The 18,234-nt window shown below is 50.2% G+C and carries 18 protein-coding genes; 9 read left to right on the top strand and 9 right to left on the bottom strand.

The window, feature by feature from the left end:
- Nucleotides 1-98: 98 nt before the first annotated feature.
- On the top strand, nt 99-371 hold the full coding sequence (locus tag GX135_05705; GenBank protein ID NLN85579.1) for a co-chaperone GroES: 273 nt from the start codon (nt 99-101) through the stop codon (nt 369-371).
- A 2-nt stretch (nt 372-373) separates the two neighbouring features.
- Nucleotides 374-688: a thioredoxin gene (gene trxA, locus GX135_05710; GenBank protein ID NLN85580.1), complete on the top strand. Its 315-nt coding sequence runs from the start codon at nt 374-376 to the stop codon at nt 686-688.
- A 377-nt stretch (nt 689-1,065) separates the two neighbouring features.
- On the opposite strand, the gene GX135_05715 is transcribed toward trxA, so the two are convergent.
- From GX135_05715 to GX135_05755, 9 genes are all read right to left on the bottom strand, one after another.
- Entirely contained in the window at nt 1,066-2,073 is a 1,008-nt protein-coding gene (locus GX135_05715; GenBank protein NLN85581.1) for an NAD(P)-dependent glycerol-3-phosphate dehydrogenase, read from the bottom strand.
- Between the two features lie 14 nt (nt 2,074-2,087).
- The gene (locus GX135_05720; protein ID NLN85582.1) at nt 2,088-2,420 is read right to left on the bottom strand and encodes a hypothetical protein; all 333 of its coding nucleotides are present in this window, start codon (nt 2,418-2,420) and stop codon (nt 2,088-2,090) included.
- Between the two features lie 9 nt (nt 2,421-2,429).
- Nucleotides 2,430-3,566 carry a hypothetical protein gene (locus GX135_05725; GenBank protein NLN85583.1) on the bottom strand — a complete coding sequence of 379 codons (1,137 nt, stop codon included), beginning with the start codon at nt 3,564-3,566 and terminating at the stop codon, nt 2,430-2,432.
- Nucleotides 3,566-4,378, bottom strand: coding sequence for a hypothetical protein (locus tag GX135_05730; protein NLN85584.1), 813 nt, complete (start codon nt 4,376-4,378; stop codon nt 3,566-3,568). The genes GX135_05725 and GX135_05730 overlap by 1 nt, the downstream gene beginning before the upstream one ends.
- A gap of 13 nt (nt 4,379-4,391) precedes the next feature.
- Nucleotides 4,392-5,513, bottom strand: a complete 1,122-nt coding sequence (gene pgsW / locus GX135_05735) for a poly-gamma-glutamate system protein (GenBank protein ID NLN85585.1) — start codon at nt 5,511-5,513, stop codon at nt 4,392-4,394.
- Nucleotide 5,514: 1 nt separating this feature from the next.
- Nucleotides 5,515-5,970: a poly-gamma-glutamate biosynthesis protein PgsC gene (pgsC, locus tag GX135_05740; protein ID NLN85586.1), complete on the bottom strand. Its 456-nt coding sequence runs from the start codon at nt 5,968-5,970 to the stop codon at nt 5,515-5,517.
- Complete coding sequence (pgsB, locus tag GX135_05745; protein NLN85587.1) at nt 5,955-7,154, bottom strand: poly-gamma-glutamate synthase PgsB; 1,200 nt, start codon at nt 7,152-7,154, stop codon at nt 5,955-5,957. The genes pgsC and pgsB overlap by 16 nt, the downstream gene beginning before the upstream one ends.
- A 160-nt stretch (nt 7,155-7,314) precedes the next feature.
- Nucleotides 7,315-9,807, bottom strand: a complete 2,493-nt coding sequence (locus tag GX135_05750) for a T9SS type A sorting domain-containing protein (GenBank protein ID NLN85588.1) — start codon at nt 9,805-9,807, stop codon at nt 7,315-7,317.
- Between the two features lie 182 nt (nt 9,808-9,989).
- On the bottom strand, nt 9,990-12,014 hold the full coding sequence (locus GX135_05755) for a T9SS type A sorting domain-containing protein (protein ID NLN85589.1): 2,025 nt from the start codon (nt 12,012-12,014) through the stop codon (nt 9,990-9,992).
- Between the two features lie 248 nt (nt 12,015-12,262).
- Between GX135_05755 and GX135_05760 the strand changes: the two genes are divergently transcribed.
- The 7 genes from GX135_05760 to GX135_05790 all read left to right on the top strand — a co-directional run.
- On the top strand, nt 12,263-12,604 hold the full coding sequence (locus tag GX135_05760; protein ID NLN85590.1) for a hypothetical protein: 342 nt from the start codon (nt 12,263-12,265) through the stop codon (nt 12,602-12,604).
- A gap of 26 nt (nt 12,605-12,630) precedes the next feature.
- The gene (gene surE / locus GX135_05765) at nt 12,631-13,413 is read left to right on the top strand and encodes a 5'/3'-nucleotidase SurE (protein NLN85591.1); all 783 of its coding nucleotides are present in this window, start codon (nt 12,631-12,633) and stop codon (nt 13,411-13,413) included.
- Complete coding sequence (locus GX135_05770; GenBank protein ID NLN85592.1) at nt 13,403-14,038, top strand: protein-L-isoaspartate(D-aspartate) O-methyltransferase; 636 nt, start codon at nt 13,403-13,405, stop codon at nt 14,036-14,038. The genes surE and GX135_05770 overlap by 11 nt, the downstream gene beginning before the upstream one ends.
- Before the next feature lie 11 nt (nt 14,039-14,049).
- Nucleotides 14,050-14,526, top strand: coding sequence for a cyclic nucleotide-binding domain-containing protein (locus GX135_05775; protein NLN85593.1), 477 nt, complete (start codon nt 14,050-14,052; stop codon nt 14,524-14,526).
- Nucleotides 14,523-15,584 (top strand): AI-2E family transporter, encoded by a 1,062-nt coding sequence (locus tag GX135_05780; protein ID NLN85594.1) that lies wholly within the window; start codon nt 14,523-14,525, stop codon nt 15,582-15,584. Before GX135_05775 ends, GX135_05780 begins: the two co-directional genes overlap by 4 nt.
- A gap of 13 nt (nt 15,585-15,597) precedes the next feature.
- Nucleotides 15,598-16,776, top strand: coding sequence for a pyridoxal phosphate-dependent aminotransferase family protein (locus GX135_05785; protein NLN85595.1), 1,179 nt, complete (start codon nt 15,598-15,600; stop codon nt 16,774-16,776).
- Between the two features lie 58 nt (nt 16,777-16,834).
- Nucleotides 16,835-18,234, top strand: a 1,400-nt coding sequence (locus GX135_05790) for a phosphoenolpyruvate carboxykinase (ATP) (GenBank protein NLN85596.1), incomplete at its 3' end; no start/stop codon positions are given.

The raw sequence follows: 18,234 nt of genomic DNA on the forward strand, positions 1-18,234 counted from the left end.
CTTGACAGGAACTTAGCACTCGAAAAAGAGGTTTGCTAATTGCTCAATGCAAATTATATTATTCGCAGACTTTCAAAATACATTATGGAGGAACCCAAATGAAACTGAGACCCATTGAAGACCATCTGGTGGTGAAGCCTGAAACCGCGACGGAGGAAAAGACCGTTGGTGGCATCATCATTCCGGACACAGCCAAAGAAAAGCCCCAAATTGCTGAGGTGATTGCGGTTGGCACCGATGAAGACCTGCAGGCAATCGTTAAGGTTGGAGACAAAATCCTGTTTGGAAAATATTCCGGCACGGAAGTTGAGATTGAGGGCGAAAAGCTGCTCATCCTCGCCAAAGACGACATTTTGGCGATTGTGGAGTAAGCATGCTGGAGATTACAAGCCAGAATTTTGAAGCCGAAGTGATGCAGTCTGATCTGCCCGTGTTGGTGGATTTTTGGGCACCCTGGTGTGGCCCCTGCAAGGCTCTTGGTCCCACGGTGGATAAGATTGCCAAGGAAACCGAAGGCAAGGTGAAGGTTGCGAAATGCAACATCGACCTTTCTCCGGACATCGCCACGCGTCTTTCCATTATGTCCATCCCCACCCTGATGGTTTTTCACCAAGGCCAAGTGGTGGCGCAAGTCATCGGCCTGGTTCAAAAAGACAAGATTATGGACAAACTACGTCCCTATCTGTAAGATAAATCATTCATAAGCGCAACCCCATGGCCTTAGGCTGTGGGGTTTTTTTGTGCTTGGAAATAAGCGGGCACCTGGGTCTTTTCCAATTTTTTTCTGCAGTAACCGTCATCCCATCAATGAGTTACATGGCTCCCTCTTTACCCAGGGTCTTAATCAAGCGGTTATCAAGCCTTAATCAAGTCTTAATTATTAAGGCTTGATTAAGGCTTGATTAAGACTTGATTAACGCCTTCAGTCAAGAAAGAGGCAGGATTTGAGGGATTTTTCCGCTTGATTTTCGGGTGGATTTCTTTTTAGAATGGAGTGCGTTTTATCAGATGGAGCCTGGGTTTGGGTGCCTCATCCCGAGGATGAGGGGTGTGTTTAGATGGGGGTTATTCCGCTTTCAGATCCCGCGTCATCAGTTCCAGGATGGCTTGGCGCGGGTCTTTATCCTCATAAAGCGCGGCGTAAACCTGGGCGGTGATGGGCATTTCCACTTGCAGGGAATTGGCGAGACCGTAAACGGATTTTGTGGTGACCACACCTTCCGCCACCATATTCATTTCCGCTTGGATTTCGGCAAGTTTGCGTCCTTTGCCAATCTCAAAGCCGACGTGGCGGTTGCGGCTGTGGGGGGAAATGGCAGTGGTGATGAGGTCTCCAATGCCGGAAAGACCCAGAAAGGTTTCGGCTTGCGCGCCCAAAGCCAGTCCCAATCTTTGGATTTCCACCTGGCCCCGGGTGAGCAGCGCGCCCATGGTGTTGTCTCCAAAACCGAGTCCGGCAACGATGCCCGCGGCGATGGAGATGACGTTTTTGACCGCGCCGCCGATTTCCACTCCGATGAGGTCGCTGCTGCTATAAACGCGGAAATAGCTGTTGCTGAAGATTTGTTGCAGTTCGCGCCGCCGGTTTTCGTCTTCTCCAGCAAGCACCACCGCAGTGGGAACTTTGCGTGCCACTTCTTCGGCGTGGCTGGGACCGGAAAGGGTGCAAACGCGGTCGTGAATGGCGCCGGGCAGGATATCTTTCAGGATTCCGCTGGGTGTGAGCAGGCTGTTCTGTTCTATGCCTTTGGCAACGTTCACGATGGCCTTCAGGGTGTCGGGATTCCAAGTCCTGGCGGGCGCGGTTTTCAGGGTGGAGCGGATAAATTGGGTGGGGGTTGCCAAAACGAAGATGGGGGCTTGAAAATCCGCCACTTCATCAAAATCTCCCGTGAAGGAAACCGAGGCTGGCAAAACAATATCGGGTAAAAGGAGGGGGTTGGAATTGCTTTTTTGAAGCGATGCCAAGAAAGAGGGGTCGTGTTCCCAGATTAAAACCTGGAGCCCGTTTGACGCCAATAAATCCGCCAAAGCCAAGCCCCAACTGCCTCCTCCGATCACAGCGGCGCGCATTTCAAGGTCCTTGCTTATTTATTGAGCTTCTTGGGGAATTTCAGTTCGCAGATCAGCCCCAAATCATCATCATCGTCATCGTCGTCATCAAAATCGTCTTCATCCTCTTCCAAATCCATCCAATCCGGACAGAAGAGCAGATCTTCCTCAAAATCCCAACCATCCACGTTTTGCAAGCCAAAACGCTGGAGCAGATCATCTTCCCAGATGGTGTAGTAGGCAGTGCCGTCTTCAACCGCCCAAACCAGGACGGGGTTTTTATAGTAACGGAGTTCGATTTTGTGGTTTTCCGCCAGCTCCAAAAGCTCGCGAATTTTCTTGACGTCGGCTTCTTTTCTGAATTCCATGATGTTAACCTAAAAGCTGTATTTGACTGTGGCAGAGACCTTATTTTCGCTGTATATTCTGGCTCGTCTCACACTTTCCACAGGCGACTCTACATTCCTGTAGGCGTGAGAGTAGTCAAGTTTTAATTTCCAATTTTTGCCAAAACCGAAATTTAAAGCGGCGTTTGTGTTGTAGATATAATCCACGCGGCCGCCATACCAGGAATCGTTTGATTGATAAAAACGCTCTTCGTAGGAAAGGCTGATTTGGGGATAGAAAGTGGGGCTGCCCTCCTTGTTGTTCAGAGGGCTGCTTTTGAGGCGGATATCTCCGGCGTAGCGATTGCTGTTGTAGCTGGCGTCACGATCCGCGTGGCGATGGTTGTCGCTGGTTCTAAAGCGGTAATTGGCTCCCATGCTGAAGGCGGGAAAAGAATAGCGCGCGCCAATTCCAAAAGTGGCGGCGTTGGCATCGAACTCGGTCCAATATTGGTTGTAGTAATATTGTTCATAGCGCCCGTGCAGTTGCAAAGTTGTGTTTTTGATGGGCTTGATGTTCAGGTCGGCACGATAAAGATTGCGGGAATAGGAAAATTCTTCCAGTTCTCCGGTGCCGTCTGAGTCGATGTAGCTGCGCACATAATTCTCAGGATAGTAGCCGTAAAGCGCGGTTAGATTCCAATAATAGCGCTCCGCGCGCAGGCGGAAAATCGCGTCCTGACGCTGTTTTGCGGGATTGGAGACGTTTTGGCTGATGGTGCCGCTGACCGAGGGGACGAATTTCCACCATTGATAGCGGATGGGATATGCCAAATCAAAGCTCGCGCCAAGCTTCAGGTCGTCAGTGGTTTTCACGTAATCCAGATTTGGATGGCTGTTGTCCCAGCGGTCGAGGTCATATTCCGAAAGCTGGAAAACGTTGTCTGTGTATGAGGTTTCCAGAGAAACATCCACTTCGAGCTGCGCCGAAAGGTGACGCGGCGTCAAAAGCAATGCCAGAGCCAGACACATGATGATGGGCAGGATATTTCGAGACGGACGGACAGGTTTTTTGTCCTTTCCGCGGTTTTCGCTGGCGGGCGGCTTTGGCTTTTCCTTGTTTGCCCCGTTTTCTGTGGGTGAATCCACACTTTGGCGGGCGTGGGTTTCAAACTCTTGTATCATCATTATTTTTTCTGCAACACCGGCCGGGCAAAGAACATGTGATCGCTTTTGGCGCGGAGTTCAATCTCGGCTGTTGATGAATTTGGGGGAAGCTCCAGCTTCATGCCTGTGGTGAGGTGGTCAACTCCCACAGCTTGATATTTTGTGGTGCGACGCAGGGTGAATTCGTTGGTTTCCAGCAGCTCGCCATTGCGATAAAGCTCGAAAACCGGCAGGCTGCGGTCCAGAAGCCTGGCACGCACATAGATGATGGCATTGCGGCCGTTGTTGAGCGTGAACCTGAGGCTTTGGGACTGGTTGAAAACGTAGTAGTCGCTGTTGGTGCCGTTGTGGCTGATGGTGATGGTTCCACCATGCGCTTTCACAGCCAGGTTTGCCAGTTTGGCGGGTTTTGGCTTGGGCGATTTTTGGGGTGTGTGGAAAGCGCGGAAATAGATGTCGCGCTCATAGCAGAGGATTTCGATGCTTGAGGTTCCGGCGGGGATGGGGATTTGCAATTCCTGATAATGGTAATAGCCATCCTGCTGGTCAAGCAGGCTGAGGTCCCAGGCGGTTTTTTCCTTGTTCACAATGGTGTAAACCTTTGGTTTGCGATGACTTTCCAAGCCAAAGCTGCGCAGCACGAGGGTGGAAATTCCATCCACATTCAGGGTCAGGGATTTTTCCGGCAGGGAACGGTAGTACCAGTGGTTTCCGGCTTCGGATTTCAGCAGACGCCGGTTGCCGGGATTTTCGAAATTCAAGGGTTTTACCTGGGCGAAGGCGGCGCTGAAAATCGCGACGCAAACCAAGGCAAGGATTAGACGTTTGCGCATTTATGCTCCAAAATCATAATTCTTCATCGGGGTCAACGATGTTGGCCATGAAATTGCGGCCTTTGCGATCGAAAACGATGACCGCCACGATTGCTGCCACCAGGATGACAAAACAGATTGCGGCCACGGTCACGTTGTGTTTTTTAACGCTGAAAGCGGGGCCAACACCCGGTTCGGGAATGCGGCCGGAACCATCTTCCAGCTTGTATCTGCGGATCCAGCGGCGTGGATGCTGCATGCTGAAAACAGGGACGCCTTCGCGAGCCATAATCATCATCACACCTTCAGGTTCGAAAAGCTCTTCCGCCAGTTTGGGGTTCATGCCTTCGCGGATTTGGTTCGCGTTTGGAATGCTGCCCACACTTGCCAAACCGCGTCCCACATTCACAAAAAGGCCATAGCGTTTTCCGGCGGGAAGCTGGCTGTTGTAGGCATGCAGGCGGGCTTGGATGTTTTCTTCAAAGCTGTCGCCGATGATGGGAATCACCTGGTTCCGGGACATGGCGTCGCGCAGGGCATTGATTCCACTTTCGGACAAACCTTCGCCCAGGTCATCTTTTCCACCCAGAGAGGCGTGGCTGCAACCGAAATCCAGCAAGCCTTTTTGCCGGAGAATGGATTCGATATCCAGCCAAGTGTATTCTTCCAGATTTGCGCCATAGGACGCGGAGGAGAGCGAAACCACGATGGTGGGTTCCAATTTTAAAACCGAGATGGCGGCATAGAGCGCGAGGTTCACAGCGGGGTTTGAGCCCGTGATGGAAACGGCAATGTGATCGCCTGGCTTGAGGCCTTGGCGCGAAAATTCTTCCACAAAAACGGCGGCGAGGTTTGGATTCAAGGCAATTTGTTTTTCCGAAAGCAAGCCGCGATCGGTGGTGATGGTGGTGCGCGCGGCTCCAATCAATCCGGTTTGGTTTGGATCGTCGATGGGGTCGAAGGGAATGCCAAGCCTTTGCTGTTCAGCTCTCAAGGTATCCATACAGCTCACCATCAATTGGGCGGCTTCCACTTTTTGGTCATAGTAGTCAGCTTTGATGGTCACATAGCTTCGGTGGGCAAAAACGAAAAGAATGATGCTGAGGATGAGCAGGGCGATGAGCGACCAGGTGGATTTTAGCGAGGGGCGGAACATATCAGACCTCCCCGCCAAAAATTACCATCAGGGCAAGGCGCACAACGATGGCGGCGATGCCCATGGTGGCGACGGTTTTGAAAAAACCCTGGCGTTCAAACCAGTTGGCGATGAGGCCGGGCACGATGTAGCCGATGGATTGCATCTGGAAGGTGTAAACCGTGAGGTTTTTAATCACCAGCACGCGCGTTGCCCAACCCAAAATGAAGCCCACCAAAATGCTCAACACCATGCGCCGCCTGCCAAAAAGCAGGGTGAACTGGCTGATGAAGCGGATGATGGCCCAGGTGAGCAGGCTTACGAGCAGGGTGCCCAGAATCTGCATCGGTTTATCCAAATAGAGCGCCAAATAACCAGGCACAACAATGCCGCCGGCGGAGGCGCCCAATAATTCACTGAAAATCAAGCTGACAATCACACCCAGGCCGACCGCGGCCTGAATTACTGCTTCAACCACTTTAATTCCTCGTCTTGCTTTCTGGATTTATGTTTGAAATAGGCGACGATTTGCGCGCCATATTGAATGTTTCCGGCGATGTTGCCGATGCCTAAAACGTGGGATTCGCCATCCGTGAGTTCCATCACTTTTTCATAAACCTGATCGGGATTCGGTTCTCCCAATGCCACAACTTTTTTGCGGGGAATGCCGGTTTGGAGGGCGTAGGCTTCAACTTTTTCGGGTACCTCACCCGTGAGTAAGAGATGGGTGAAATCCAGGCCTGCCACCGCTTCCACGAGCTGGCGCGAACGGAAAAGACGGTCCGCGCGGCTGTTCAGGATGATGATTTTGCTCACGTTTTTCAGATGTCCGGTGACCATATTGATGATGTGGGCTGTGGATTGGGGGTCGTTTGCGGCGAAAACATTGTAGAAAGTTATCAGTTTGCGGCGATCGTTGATCACATATTTGCGCAGGGCACCCGGATCAGGATTGGCGCTTTGCATTCCGCGCAGAGCCACATCGCGGGGGACGCCAGCTTCGGCGCAAACAGCCAAAGCCAGTTGTACGTTTTCGGCGTGTTCGATGTAGCGGAAATGGGCCAGTTCCTGCTGGCTGATGTCTGTGGGGCGAATCTGATGGATTTCGCAATCGCGCTTTTCCGCCACTTTTTTCAAAAGACCGAAATGCACGTTTTCCGCGGTGTAACAGATGCCGCCAGAGGGGATGGTGTTGCTGAGCGACATGGTTACGCTCTGCTCTGTGGAGCCCATCTGGTCAAGATGATCGGCACGGCAGTTTGTGATTACGCTGATGGTGCTGCGCACAAATTTGCGTTCGGTAATCCATTGAAAAACGGGGTTCACAGCCATACATTCGATTACAATCGCGTCCGGATTTTCGCTTTTGGCATGGCGGAAAATGTATTTTTGTTCGATGATATTTGCCCCTGTCAGGCGGATAATGGAAGCTTCCCTTCCGTCTGGAAGCACTACGCGCGGCATGGTTCCGGTGATTTTTGCCACCGTTTTTTTGTTGCCAGCGCGAAGCCCAGCCGCAATGAGCCGGGTTACGCTCGATTTTCCGCGGGTTCCGTTTACGTGGATGCGGATAGGGATTGCTTTTACGTTGCGTTGATGCCGCCAGTATTCATGGATCCAAAATCCCACCAGCAGCATTGTCGCAACTATCAATACTGTCATCAATTTCCTCGTTGGATTCTTGTGTGTCACACAGGCGTAAACGGTTTCCGCCATCATGGCCACGCCTCACCAGATGCAAGAACCATTCCATGTTGGTCAATTTTGGTCTGGGCTTCATTTCGGAGACAAATCCGGCGAGATTTTCCCTCAGGAAAGGGGGCTATTTCAGCAGGATGATTTTTGACGTGGCTTGGCTGCTGTTCGAACCGTTAAAACGGGTAAAATACAATCCATTGGGGAGTTTGCGTCCATTGTTGTCACAGCCATCCCAGCCAAGTTCGTGTTCACCTTTTGCCAGGTTTTCCAAAGTGAAATCCCAAACTTTTTGACCACGTACATTATATATGGAAAGAGTGGCGCTCGGGGTTGCCGCTTCGTTTTTGATGAAAAAAGTGCAGGAAGTGGAAAAAGGATTCGGCACAGCCGTCAGGGAAAGCCGCGCGGGAGGGTTCAAGAAATCATTGTTGGAGGTGACATCTCCGTTTGCAAAGAGCTTCACATCATCAATATACACGCCATCAGCACTGCTAAAACCGGTGGTGTAAAGGCGGAAGCGAATATAAAGCTGGTCTCCCAGGAAGCTGTTGAGGCTGTAGGATTGTAGTTCCCATCCGGCGGAACCTTCGTAAAAGCCCAAAACAGTCCAGTCCGTGCCATATCTTGATGCTTCCACAATGAGGTTGTCTCCATCCAGAGCCAGCGAGCGTTTCAGCCAAAATTGCAGGTCCGCGTTTTGCACGCCTTGAAGGTTGAAGGGGTAAGCCAGGCGGCAGCTTGTGTTTTGATCAGTTTGATAGTTTCCGTTGGGGCTGTCCGTGAGGCAAAAACTGTCGTTGTAGGAAGTGGAGTTGGTTCTGTTCCAGCTCCCGGTGGTGACCCAGTTGTTAAGATTATATTCGAATCCATCATGGAAGACGGCTTCCTCAGTGAGGCGCAGCGTGATGGTTCCACCCTGGATTTCGCGTTGGAGGCGCAGGTTTTCAAAGCCGGGTTTGCTTGCCTGGAGGCGGTAGGTGCCTGGGTGGAAATCTGGAATATGGATATAACCATCGAAATCAGAGGTGAACACCCAGTTTTCCAAGTCTTCGAAAATGACGGTGGCAAAGGGAAGAGGGTCAAAAAAGTCGTCCTGTGTCAGGATGCTGAGTTCCACGGTTTGAGCGGGAATCAGGGCCACATCCATCAAAGTGGGCTCGTTTTCGGAGATGAGGACGTCGAGGCTTTGCGATTCCCAGCCTGGGAGGATGAAATGGACCCGATGGCTTCCAGCGGGCAGGAGGTAGTGGTAGCGGCCGGTTTGGGCATCTGAAACGATTGGTTTTCTGTAAACAGCCTGGTCATCGATGCCGTCCACCAAGATGGTGGCAGCCAAAGGTTCGCCACTTTCAGCATCGGTAATTGTCCCTGTCAGAATTTTGCGGTCTTTTCTTAGCAGCAGCGCCACGGCAGCATTCACCTGCTGTTGTACGATTTGCGGAATCTGGGAGGCAGGTGGAATGAACTGGGTGCTCATTTCCACGGTGTAGGAAAAAGCGCCGGTTTCACCGTAAATCCAATCGTCTGAACCTCCGCTGGTGGGATATAACTGCCAGGATGGCATGGCATTATAGAATCCGCCACCCTCGGCGGGCATGAACGAGGCCAGTTGGTTTGCCAAAGCCACAATCTCAGTTTGATCGGGAGCGGCAATTCCTTCCACGTAGCCATAGGGGTACAGAACATATTGCCCGTAGGTGTGATAGCTGATGCCGGCCAGAAAGCGTTTTGAAAGCAGCAGCTCTTTAAAAGCTTGCACTTCGGGCTCGGAAAAGGGATTGGGTCCGTGATGAACGGGAGAGTTAAAATCGTCCGTGCCGCTGGCGTAACCCCAGTGCCAGCTATAGTTTCGGTTCAAATCAACCCCATCGACGCCATAGCCGTAATCCTGGTTGTCGAAACTGTGGTTATTGTTGTTGTCACGCAGGTTTTTGCGCCACCAAACATCAGTTTGCTGGAGTACGATTTTATGACCATCGGGATTGAGCAGCGGGACAATCCAGATTTCGGTGCTGTCCAGGATTTCGGTCACAACTGGATCAAAGCCGTAATTTTCAGTGAGATGGATGAGAATGCCCATGCAGGCTTCTGTGGAGATAGGTTCGCGCGCGTGATGTTCGCCCACAAAATAGAAGGCGGGTTTATCCGCTTCCTCATAAACGTTAGCCGTGAGTTTAACCGCCCAGATTTGATGGTTGAAATTGTTGTAGAAGTCAAAACCCTGCGCGCTGTACAAGGCGCCCCAACTGCTGCCAATATCCAGAACCTGCACCAAATTGGGGTATAGCGCCTGGATTTGCATCAGCTCGGAAGTCATCTGTGTGTAGCTGCGATAGCCGGGGATATCCCTGTCTGGCTGAAGGTTTTGTTTCAGCTGTTCCTCTGTTTGGGTGATGTGGAGCTGAGGATAGTCTTTTAAAAGTTCTTGGAATTCAGCGCTGTCGAGAACCAAATCCAAGTATTGGCCGGGTTTATAGGATGCGATGTCGGCGTCGCAGGTCAGAAAGCGATTCAAGTCCTGAGGGCTGGGATTGTCGATGCGCGCCACTGCGCGGCTGTTTGCGTTCAGGCAAATCACGCTGAGCAGCAGGATAAAAAAGAGGATTATCTTTCTCATAAACACTCCAATTTTTGGGATAAAAAAAACAGTGGGGAATGCCGGGCGGCATCCCCACTGCTCGGAGGGCATTCTATGTAGGGTCTGTAGGCTAAATTCATAGATATAGGAGCCGGTTTTTTTGTCAAGAGTTTTTTTCGTTATTTTCCATTTTTTTGCTGTTGAAATCATTCCACAGTGCTTTAATTCAGGATTAACACTTTGCTGGTCAAGGCGTTATCTCCATCGCTGACCCGCAGAAAATAAACGCCATTGGGCACTTTTTCTCTTTTACTGTTGATTCTATTCCACACAAAGCGAACCCCGTTTGCTTGTGAGCCCGGACAGTTTTCTTGATAGACTAATTGACCTTTATTGTTGAATATATTCAACAATAATCCCTTTTTCACGTTTCCCCTGTATTCTATTGTTAAATAGTCAGATAGCCCGTTAACAAAGGGGTTGGGAAAAACATGCAAAGTTGAAGTTTGGACTTCTGGGATAATATCGTCGTATATGCTGACAGGCTCGATGGGAACATTGATCCATTCACCCGGAAAAGGATAGTATGCAATGTTATGAGGCGAGGCATTATCCCAAGCTTCGATCTGATAGTAAAAATACTGGTCGCCGGGTTTGAACTCCAGATCAATTTCCACCCACCAATAATCTGGCGGAGCTTCAGGATTGCTCATCATCGGAATGCTGTGGGTTTCGCCCTCATCGGTGCGATAATGCAGAAACACGGTGCTGATGCCGATATTATCTGTTATCGTGGCTGAAAACCAGTGTTGGCCGCTGGCAATGGAAGTGGGAGGATTGTGGATTATGGTTGGTGGCTCCGTATCGGCGGCATAGGAAAAAATGTGGGGGTCAAGTTCAGCAAAGATGGGTTGATCCGCACTGCGACCGGATTGATCAGCCGCGTGGATATAATATCTAATCGTGTCACCCGGGGAAAATCCCGTAAGCGTGGCGCCATATTCATTGTCCCACATGTGTTCCAAAATCTGAGTTTGCCAATTTCCCTGATTCACTTTATAACGGATAAAAACCGAATCCGCATAAACTGGTTGACCGCTGTGGGCTGTAACAGTCGCGCTGAAGGGCCACCACGCGCTGTGACCATATTCACCATGCAGGGGCTGGTGGCTGATATGAAGCATCTGGCGGTCCGGGATTTCGTGGGTGCGGCAGTGCAGGGCGTCCGTGGATTGCCAGGGCTCGGATCCAGAGGGAATTCCGATCACTTCATAGCCCGGCATGGCATCACGATAAACCTGGAGCGCCGCGTTGTCGTGGGTGCTGTTATTCATTGTGGGCACAAACACGCGTTTGTTCAAAATGAGGGAATTTGAATAGGGCTGATTTTGGGGAGTATTAACACGATAAACCTTGTAAGGATACCCCCAGGCGCAGTTTTGGGAGGCAAAATAAGCGGCGGTTTGCTCGATGGCGTTATACTGCGCGTGGCTGCTGGGAACGCTACGGATCAGGATTTTGTCTGGAGCCAGGAATTTTCCCCAGCAGTCGATGTGATCGATGTAGGTGTTGTTCGGATCCGGCACCACATGGTAATTTGTGATACCCATATAGTTCAGCATCGATTCGTTCACTTGATTCTGACCCAGGGAGCTGTTTTCGGTATAGGCGATGGTGGTTTGCGCGGCGGTATTGATGCCATCAGTCATGAAATTTCCACCAGTTTGGGTGATGTTCATTCCATAATATGGCATATCCAGATGGTTGGCAAGGATTTGGCCAACATTATTATCATTGGGTCGAGGCCGGTTATAACGAAAATCCACTGCGCCGAATTGGCCATCACCGTCAAAAATGAACCAGGGCGAATAATCCCGAGTCCAGTAGGAATCCGTGGGAGTAACCAAAAACGACAGGTTTGCCATATTCACTCCGGCATTGTTGAAAGCGTTCGTAGCGCTGTTTTGCGCGGAATTAGAGGAAACCAGGCAGATTACCTGGGCGGTGTTTGAAAGCTGTACCACCAGAGAAAGTGGGATGCCCAGAGGATAGCAGATCAAAACGTGGGAGGCGGGCTCGAATTCCGCAATGGGACGCACAGGTCCGCTGGGAGGCGGGGTCACAGAAAAGCGTGTTTCGTTTTTAGCAAGATCCCCAGGAAGGGTATGATGCGCGCAAAGCAGTATTGGCGCCAAAGCCAGCATCACAAGAGTGGTTAAAAGGATCAGCTTTGATTTGGTGTGCATTAAATTCTTTCTCCAAAATGTATTCCTGTGCCATTGGCTCGCAATTTTCAATCCTAAAACACAGATTTCTTTTTCAAAGCCACAGTTTATCAAGGTTTATCCATGGATTCCAGCCCGGTTCAGCAAAGGCGCCTGACCTGAATGGAAGTATCTGCGAACTGAAATCTTGCCAAAACACGAGCCCCAAGCTCAGATAGTGCTTGACAGAATTATTTGAAAAAAAATAGGTAGTTTTTAAAGGATGCCATATGAGAAAGAAACGCTTCTTAATCGTCGAGGAGTTGGTTCCTGCAAGCTTGACGAATATTCCAGAGAATCATAAAAAGCACTATTTGGACTTGGGATACCGTCCTTACAGAATGGGTGATGGCAAGGTAAAATGGCTTACGGAAGCCGGGAAAGCCTATAGTGAAACAAGAGGAGCAGCCCGCAACCGGATAAGCCTAAAAAAAGCTTCGCAAGAAAGCTACGGCAAATTGAGGCGTAAACGACGCCACAGACGGAATATATGGACTTTTTTGGCCGAATATTGGCCTTTCATCGTTATGGCAATCATAATTTTGATTATCCTATATATATACGTGTATTGATGTACAACTAAAATGGAGAATTGTGAATGAAAATAATGTTGACCAATGATGACGGGATTACAGCTCTCGGCATCAAGACACTGGCCAAGCATCTTGAAAACGCTGGGCATGAATTGATTACTGTGGCACCAGATAGTGAACGCAGTGCCGCTTCCCATTCCATCACCCTGCGCAAAGATTTAAGGCTCAAACAACTTTCTGAAAATGAATACAGCGTGGACGGAACCCCTGTTGATTGCGTTGTTTTGGCAACCCAAAAAATTTTGAATGATCCGCCCGACCTGGTGATTTCTGGCATAAACCGGGGGCAGAATATGGGTGAGGACGTACTTTATTCCGGAACCGTTGCGGCGGCACTGGAAGCCAGCCTTTTTGGCTACAGAGCGATTGCCGTTTCCATAAACTCATATCAAGGACAAAATTTTGACACCGCGGCAAGCTGGATGGTCCGTCTGCTGGAACTTGGAGTGGACGAACTCATCCCCGAACGCGGCATATTGAATATAAATTTTCCAAACGCCACGCCCAACGAAATCCGTGGCGTGAGGCTCACCACCACAGGACACCGCAAATATTACAACTTTGTGAGCGTGGTGGAAGAGCTGGACGACGGCTTTATCTACCGCATTGGGGGAGACATGCCAGATTGGGAAATCCAAAAAGGCACGGATGCCGAAGCGATTGAGAACAACTTTGTTTCCATCACACCTTTGGGCATCACTCTCACGAGTGGAGAAGCCTTCCCTGCCATTTTGGAATGGCTGGAAAGCAATTCATTATTGATGTTGGAGGCGCTGGATGCGGTTTGAGGACCAGCGCGAGCTTCTGGTGAAAGACCTCGCCAGGTCTGGAATCACCGATCAACGGGTTTTGGCGGCTTTTGCCAAAGTTCCCCGTGAAGCCTACGTTTTACCTCAATACGCGGATTACGCCTATCGCAACCAACCCCTTCCCATCGAACATGCCCAAACCATTTCCCAACCTTTGATGATTGCCATCATGCTCCAATTTTTGGAGCTTCAGGAAACCGATATTGTTATGGAAATTGGCACCGGCAGCGGCTATCAGAGCGCCCTTTTGGCGGAACTTGTCCACGAAGTTTGCACCATCGAAAGGCTGGAGGAACTGTCTTTAAAAGCTCAGACCAGCCTCCGCGAACAGGGCTATAAAAACATCCATTTTCGCATTGGAGACGGCGCGCAGGGCTGGCAAAAGGCTTTTCCACCCTTTTCCGAATTCGACAAAATCGTCGTGAGCGCGGCCGCCTCGGAAATACCGTCCCGTCTGCGGGAACAGCTCAAAGATGGTGGCATACTTGTGATTCCTGTGGGACAGGGATACTATCAGATTTTGAATAAAGTGCGGCGCAAATCCGATGACTTTGAGATTACCCAACATGGTGGCTGCACCTTTGTACCTCTGATAACACAATGAAGGAGAAGAACTTGGCATCTTTATTCCCGTCTTGGCTCAAAGCATTTTTTGCGGCGAAAGACAACCACAAAGAATTGCTGAAATACAGTTTGTTCAAAGACCTGGATTCCCATCAAAGGCGCATGGTGGGTGAACTTCTGCACAGTCGTGAATACAAAGCTGGAGACCTTATCTTCGAAGCTGGCCATCCGGCGGAAGTGATTTACTTCGTCGAGTCTGGTGAAATGGAACTCACCTATCCGCAGGCAGATACGGAACCAGTTCGTTTCGAGCCACCTGAGTTTGTTGGCATCTTTGATCACTTCGACACCCAAAAACGCCACGCCAGTGCAAAAGCTGCCACCGACCTCAAGCTTTTAGCCTTGCCAGTGAGCGATTTGCATGATCTTTGCAAACGGGACACCGCGCTGGGCGTGAAAGTCATGCGAGCCTGTTGCGAATATCTTGCTTCCCTTTGTGTGAAAAAAGAGGTCTTGCATAAAAGATGAACTGGCCCAAGCTCATATTTAACATTTTGATTTTGGCAGTGGTTGTCTTGGGACTGTTTTTCTACAGTTCCTTGATCACGCGCCTTCTTTTGGCGATGGTTCTGGCTTATTTGCTTGATCCAGCAGTCACTTGGATGGAGCATAAAAAAGTTCCGCGCTGGTTGAGTGTGATCATAGTTTATATTGTGGTCGCGGGGTTATTGACCTTGGCGATAGGGGTTTACGCGCCAAAAGTCATCAAGGAAGCCAACCAGTTTTTAGCACTTCTGAGCCAAACAGACCAGGCGCCGCTGGAATTAATCAAAGACCTGCCCATTGTGAGACCACTGCGGGATATTGTGACAAATTTAAACCACCGCGTACCCCAGATTGAGCTTTCAGACAAATTCGACCATTTACTGGAGCAAATTGTCGCCAGAGTGGGGGATTTTCCCCAGATGCTTGTTTCAAACTACCAACCCATTTTGGGAGCCTTGGCGATGATTTTTATGATTCCAATGTTCGGTTTTTTCCTGATTAGCGACAAAAAAAGAATCCGCCGCGGTTTGATGTCTCTCATTCCCAACAAATATTTTGAAATCAGCATCATCCTGATGCGAAAAGTGGACGAAAGCGTGGGTAACTATCTGCGCGCCGTGCTTTTGGAAATGCTGGCGGTGGGGGCGATGTCTTCCATCACACTCAGCGTTTTGGGAGTTCCCTATGCCATTGTGGTTGGCATCATTGCCGGCCTCACAAATGTGATTCCCTACATCGGACCCTGGCTGGGCGGAATTATCGCAGCGTTGGTCATCATCGTGAGCGGTTTGCCGCCCGTAAATATAATCTGGATGGGAATTGGAATGCTTGGGGTTCAGTTCGTGGACAACTATGTGGTCTATCCTGCCATCATCGGCAAAACCATGAAAATGCATCCCTTCCTTGTTATCTTGACAGTTTTGGCGGGTAGCTATTTTGGTGGTGTGATCTGGATGTTGATCTCTGTACCCTTGGTACACATGGTGTTTAGCCTGGTTTCGGCGCTACACAAAAACTTAAAAGAATTTCGTATAATCTGACTTGAGGTAATAAATGAGTCTTTTTGATAAATGTTACTCTTATCAAGACGCCAAACGCGCGGTTGCGGCTGGCTTTTACCCATATTTTAGGGAAATATCCTCCGAGCAGGATACCGAGGTAATCTGCAACGGACAAAAGATGTTGATGATGGGCTCAAACAGCTATTTGGGGCTCACGAACCACCCCAAGGTGAAAGAAGCCGCCATCGCCGCCCTGAAAAAATATGGCACTGGCTGCGCCGGATCCCGGTTTTTGAACGGAACTTTGGATATCCATATCCAGCTTGAGGAAGAGCTGGCGCGCCTGGTTGGCAAAGATGCCGCCCTGGCTTTTCCAACTGGCTACCAGGCAAACCTGGGCTGCATTTCCGCCATCGTGAACAAAGATGAATACATGATTACGGATAAATTCGATCATGCCTCCATCATCGATGGCTGCCTGCTTTCCCCGGGCACGATGCTGCGTTTTAACCACAACGACATGGCTTCCTTGGAACGCGCGCTCCAAAAGATTGAAGGAAAAAATAGCCTCATCATCGTGGACGGCATTTTTTCCATGGAAGGCGACATTGCCAAGCTCCCCGAGATTGTGGAGCTTGCCGAAAAGTATAATGCCAGCCTGATGGTGGATGAAGCTCATTCGCTTGGCGTGATGGGTAAAAAGGGCGCTGGCTCTGTGGAGCATTTTGGGCTCATAAAGCAGACGGGGCTCATCATGGGCACCTTCAGCAAATCTTTGGCCTCCGTGGGCGGTTTCATTGCCGCCGATGAGGATATCATCCACTATCTCAAGCATAAATCCCGTGCCCTCATCTTTTCAGCTTCCATGCCTCCAGCTTCCACTGCCAGCGTTTTGGCAGCTCTCAAGATTATGGAAGAAGAACCCGAAAGGCTTGCAAGGCTTTGGGAAATCACGCATTACATGTTGCGCGAATTCAAAAATATGGGTTACAACACCGGAGATTCCTGCACACCCGTGATTCCGCTGCATGTGGGCGAAATGATGGTCGCCTTCAATATGTGGAAACGTCTGGGCGATGAAGGCGTGTTCATCAATCCTGTCATTCCACCCGCCGTGCCGCCGAATTCATGTCTCATCCGCTGTTCATTTATGGCGACCCACACCAACGCGCAGCTTGATTTTGCCTTGGAAAAATTCCGCGTTATCGGAAAAGAGATGGGAATAATCTAAGCTCCAGCATCAGAATTATTAAATAGAAACAAAAAATAAATGCCAAAATGGAGGAACCATGGCCAGCAAAAGCAGTGCCGAGTATTACGGCAGTTTTAGTGAAATGTCTCCCATCCGCGCGATTGCGGAGACTTTGATGAACACCCACAATGTTCGCAAAATCGACATCCGGGAAGCCTATGAAATGGCAAAAAAACAACCCGGCGTGAACATTACTGACCTCCCTGTCTATCCGGAATTTGTGAAATTGCACAATCTTCCCGCCGACGCCAAGGTTTTGGACGATTGTCACGGCAACATTATTGGCCGCACAGCCAAAGCGCGACGTTTTTACAACCGCCTGGATGCCAGTAAAAAGAACAAGGTGGAAGGTGACCTGCGTGAAGCCATCTGGCAAATGCAACATTATCCTCTGGTGAAGGCTGAAGCGATTTTGGGCATGGATAAAGATCTGATGATCAAAGCCACTTTCATCACCACCGAAAGCGACGTGAACAACGTCTATAACTGGCTTTTGAACTTCGCGCCCTATGAGCAGCTTCGCGAACAATATGAAAATAGCCCCAAGCTGCCCATCCAGGACATCATTCTCATCGCCTTCAACGAATGGAACAAGGAAGACGATCCCTTCTACAACAACGTTGGCGCGCCCCAGCTTGCCTTGGTGGACGAAAAACACAACGTGATTGTGAACCTCGGCATGCGCTATTTTGGCGAACGCAAAAAAGGCACGCTCACCATGGCTTGGACCTCCGGTATCCGTATCGGCATGGCAGCCTGTCATGGTGGCATCAAGGAACTGGATTTCAGCACCTGCGAAGATCCCAAATACCACGAACTTGGCAAGCGCTCCATCGCCTTCTACGGACTTTCCGGAACCGGCAAATCTTCCCACACAAACAGCCACGACAACGCTGGCACCATGCCCAAGGGCGTTTCCAAAGTGGTGCTTCATGACGACGCCTTCCAGATTGACCTGGAAAACAAGCTCTGCCGTGTTTGGGAACCCACCCTGTTCGATAAAACAGACAGCCGTCCACCCGATCATCCAGACTGGAAATACGCCTTGGCAGTGATGAACCACGCGGTGATAGACCTCGATGGCAAAAGGGTTCCGGTTGGCCAGGACGCCCGCAACCAGAACGGACGCGCCCTGCTGGACCGTTCCCTGTTGGGAAATTATGTGAACCGCTGCGCTTTCCCCAAAGCTTTGGTTTGGCTGATGAAGGACTCTGTTCTTCCGCCCGTGCTCAAACTTGCGGACAAGCATCTTGCCATCGCCATGGGCGCCGCGCTCATGACCCAGCGCAACCGTGCTGAAAATGTCACCGAAGAAGAGCTGAACAAGCTGGTCTTCGAGCCTTTTGCCAATCCTTTCCGCGTTTATGAGCTCTATCGTGATGTGGAAGCCTTTATCAACGTGGCAGATAACGGCGCGGATTTCTATTGCTTCAACTC

This window comes from Candidatus Cloacimonadota bacterium (assembly GCA_012522635.1).
Lineage (GTDB): Bacteria > Cloacimonadota > Cloacimonadia > Cloacimonadales > Cloacimonadaceae > Syntrophosphaera.